Genomic DNA, 4944 nt, shown 5'->3' with positions numbered 1-4944 from the left:
ATGTCTTTCGTTGCCCATGTGCTCACATTTTGTAAAGTCGTATAACGATATTGAGCAATCACACGACCATTCAGGTCATAAACTAAACTGCTCGTCTCACCTAAGCTATTTACGGTATAGCTTAAATTATTGACATTGTCATAGACATACCAAGTGCTATTGCCTGCAGCATCAATTTTTCTGGTGAGATTGCCATTTAGGTCGTAACGATATTCTGTTTTTAAGGCAATACCTGTTGGATCTTGAATCTCTGAAATACGACGACCTAATGCATCATAGTTATATTGTGTGGTAATACCTTTATCCGTGACACTGATCTGACGTCCTGTTTCGTCATATATATAGCTTGTGGTTGCCGCAAGTGCTGTTGGGTCTTGCACAACTGACAGCAAACGTCCTACTCTATCGTAATTGTATTGGGTAGAACGTTGATTAATCGTACCATAGGCTTCGATCACCTCTAAACGTTGTCCAAGCCCATCATAGCGATAACGCGTTTCAAGTTTTTCCGCGGCAGAGAGGTTAATGATCTGCGCTTGCACGCGGCCAGCATCATCATAGAAATATTCTGTTTTTAAACCGAGTGCATTGGTGGTTTCTTTTAATAGGCCTGTATTTTTATCATAGACATAATTATTTACCGCCCAGCCCGCATTGGTGTCTCTGATTTTTTGACCGTCTTTATTATATAGGTAAGAGGTTTTACCATTATTCGCTTCGATAAAATCAATTACATCACCAAACTCATTGTAACGAGTCAGTGTTTGTAAGCCTTCTGGGCTTTTTACTGTTAATGTTCTCGCTTTATCATCATAACTATACGTCATGATATTGTTATTATTATTTACGGTGATGATGCGATTCCATGCATCATAACTCGTTTGTGATAAGCTATTATTAGCCGATTTAATTTGTATCGTTCGACCTTGATCTAAACTGTAATCGTAAGTCGTGATATTGCCTTTTGCATCGGTTTCTTTAATCACACGACCAAAGGCATCATATTCTTTACTACTCGTCGTCTGGTTTAAGCCATTCTGATCTAAAATAGTACTTTTCAGTTCACCTCTTTTTGAATAGGTATAGCCTGTTTGAACCGCTCTTCTAACACCATTCAGCGTGACTTGTCTTGTTTCTTTTTCTAATTCACCATAGAGGTTATAAACATAGTCAATACCTCTAAGTTCAGCATCAATTTTTTTACTGATATTCCCTAACTTGTCATATTCAAATGCATCTACTTTATCTTTTGCAGCAGTCTTAATCGCAGTGACTAAATTGGTGAAAGTTGTGGTTAACTCTCCACCTTTTAAGCGTTTGCCCACACCTACTGCATTGGCCAATGCATCAGGAATCGCGGCCCCAGCTCGATCAGTTACATTTACATCCGTCTTAGACAAACTACTTACATATTGGGTCGTATTTTTTACTTCACCGAATAAAGTATAGTTCGTCTCAACAACATTACCTTCGGCATTAATACGATGGGTTAAGCGTCCCACTTTGTCGTAATAGAAGGTTGTTAATTGACCCGCTGCATTGAGAACATGAGTCTTGCGACCTGCTGCATCGTAGTAAGATTTAACTCCATATTGTTCATAGACTTGATCAATTTCTGTGGCCGTCATGCCAGCTTTAATTTCATTGATCACTTCACCTGATAAAACATGCGTGACATTTCCAAAAGCGTTATAACGAGTCTTAGTTTGTCTTTCATTTGCACTGCCTGTCGCAAGTTTTTCAGTAATGATTCGACCTGCTGCATCGTATTCATAACTGGTAATGCCTTGGCGTGTATCACTTAACTTGGTTAATCGTCCTTGATTATCATAGTATTTAATCGTTTCTTGATAGGTATTGGTGACTGGAATTGTGGCAATAAAATCTGCCCATACCATAGTATTACTAAGCACTGCTGTTGTCGCAGTTGAATACTGGCGTGTTGTAACTGTGTTATTTTTTTCATCGTAAATATAGGCAGTAATAAAGTTCTTTTCATCAATAGAACCAACCAACTGACTTTGAGCATTATAAAAAAACAAGGTACTACGCGTTGTATTATCTGCGCCTATTGGTTTTAACTGAGCTAATGTTCCTGCAGCACGTAAACTCTCTGTCGTTAATTTACTGTGTCGGTTAACCTGAATTTGTTGACCAATTGAATTATAAATTGTCTCAGTAAAATAACCTTCAGCATCTAAAGCGCCGACCTGAAGATTATCTTTGTTATAGAAGTAACGACTGATTCGGTCGCCTGTTTTTGTTTGAATAATATTACCAAAAGTATCGTAGCTATATTCTGTCACTAGACCATTGGCTTGAGTAACCGTAGCCAGCTGATTGCTGGTGTTATAACTCTTCCCAATCACGCGATCGAAAGTGTTCACTGCTGGGCGAATATCTTCGATTCGTTTTTTAGTTACACTATTATTGACCAGCCAACCAGTTGTATTGACAGCATTGGCATAACGGATTTCTTTGGTTTGTAGATCATTCTTATTATAAACATATTCGATTAGTAAACCTGAACTATCAACAACACCGACCAATCTACCTTTTTTATCGTAGAAATTGTATTGTTCATTTCCTGTAGACTGTTTGCTATAAACCAATCGACCAACTTCATCGTAAGTATAGGTCGTCATTCGATCTGATTGATTAGTCGCAGACTGCACACTATTTAATAATCGTCCATAATTATCAAAGCTTTGTGTCGTGATTAAATTCGCTGCATTGGTAACAGTAATTTTACCCGCTGCATAGCTATACGTTGTGGTACCAGTCGCACTGACCTCTGTTAAAACTCGACCTAAACCATCATAAGTGTATGTTTGGATCGCCTGAGCCGCTGTCGCTACGGCCGTTTGTCGATCTGCACCATGGCGAATAATTTTCTGGAGTAGCAAACCTCTTGAGTCGTAGACATAATCAACCAGTTGTGTTGCATCTTCAAACACCCCCTGATTATTGACAATACCTGATACATCGACACTTTTATTAATCGAACTATGGCTTGTTTCTCTTTTTAGATTACCTAACACATCGTATTCATAGCTTGTGAGTTGATTTCTCACATTCTTTTTAGACCATGTTTCTACCGTTGCAAATGCTGATCCGCTCGCAATGTTATATTGGTTTTGGTAGCTTGCTTTTCCAGTCAATTGACCTTTTTCGTTATAAAGATATTCTATCACACTACCTTCACTGCTAATGACATAGCGCAGTCGCTGTGAACTGTCATAGATAGAATTGGTATTTTGTGCATCACCTGTCGGTAATATCCAAGCACCATTGGCATCTTTTGTGGCTAAACTACTGAATTCTGTAATGGTCGCAAGTTGGGAATTATTGATATAGCTGTATTTAACAGCCTTACCTACATGGTTATATTCTTCAATTAAATTGCCGTTGCTATCATAGCGGTATGTCAGCTTATTCCCTTCGTTATCTATAATACTGGTGACATTGCCTTGGTTGTCATAGCTAAATGATGACACTTCTGCGTTTGAGTTTTTAATACTGATTAATTGTTGATTAGCATCGTAGTTGTATTCCCATACTTCATTGAGGCTATTCGTTACCGTGGTCTTATTCGCAGCATAGGTGAATGTAGTTAAACCCTGATTATCTCGAACTGTTTTAACTCGGTAAGTATTCGTTACAGTATCAAGTTCATAGCTAAATTGAACTGATGTACCATCGCTTTGTGTAATCGAGCTAATTCGGCTCGTACTGAGCTCATAACCATAGGTGGTGGTATATACATTCTGGTCTGTAATACTGTTATCTGTTGGGGTTAAATCAGTAATGACTTTGGATAAACGATTTAAGCCATCGTATTCATAATAAACTTTTTGGCTAGTGACACCATTGGCTTTGGTATCAATACGTTTGATACGATTGCTTGTACTATCATAGTTATAAATCAGTTCATTTAATGTTGTACTATTTAAATCTTTGATTGAAACTAATCTATCTAAGGCATCATAGCTATAGGCAAGGTTAGTTCCATTATTGTCTTGAACAGCAATTAAACGTCCTGTTTTTAAAGTCGGATTATACTCATAGACTTCTTTTGCCAAGCTTGCGCCATCAGTCACCGTCCATGTATTTCCATTTATACTAAGCTTATCGTAAGCTCCATCACCTTCTGTAGAGATATAATTATTGGTTGAACTAAAGTTAAATGTGATTTGGTGTCCATCTTCTGCTGTAATCAGAATTTTACTGCCTGCCACATTAAGATCACCAACCAATACGAGTCGACGACTTCTTTCTCCACCCCATTGTATATCACCACTAAGCACGCCTTTGGAGTTGTAGGTTTGAATAGACTGGATGTCTTTACCAATCGCAGATAGGCTTTGATCTAACTGACGAATAATAAGATTACCATCTGCAATATTGACGTAATTTTGGAGCTGAGATTGTCCAGAGTTTGCGTTGCCTTGTACCCCGTTTTTACCCAGATTATTAAATGAGCTATTCAATAAACCAAAGCCATTTCCAGAAATAATCGCAACCATGACACAACCTCTTTTTTATTTTTTAAAAGCAAATTTATCTAGTTTGAAAGAACAAGGAAGTCTTCCCAATAAAGGTTAACTTATTATATATATTTCAATATCATAACAATCTAGACAGACGAATTAGTCTAATATTTTTTATTTTATTTTTAAATGATTAAATTAAAAATATTTTATGCTTTATAGATAAATCATCATAAAATTTTAAAAACCATTAAAAAGCTTAAAAATTAAAATAAATCTCTAATCAAAAATCAACTTCAAATAAAATTATAAGTATTTTTATAGTCTGCAAAAAGTAATAAATCAGTAAAATTTAACCAAAAACACAAATTAAAAAACATACCTATCTAAAAGTAAAATATAGGAATTAGCTTAGAGCAAGAATAAAAGTTATATTTTACAAAAACAATCATGA

1 pseudogene is annotated in these 4944 nt (G+C 36.5%); it reads right to left on the bottom strand.

What is annotated here, in order from left to right:
* Positions 1-4526 (bottom strand): annotated as a pseudogene (locus tag AAV96_RS17845) (hypothetical protein); the annotation flags it as partial.
* Between the last annotated feature and the right edge of the window lie 418 nt (positions 4527-4944).

The sequence above is a fragment of the Acinetobacter sp. AG1 genome (genome assembly GCF_001005525.1).
In the GTDB taxonomy this organism is placed as follows: Bacteria; Pseudomonadota; Gammaproteobacteria; order Pseudomonadales; family Moraxellaceae; genus Acinetobacter; species Acinetobacter modestus.
Note: the sequence above shows the minus strand (reverse complement) of the source record. Positions and strands in the feature narration are given on the sequence as shown.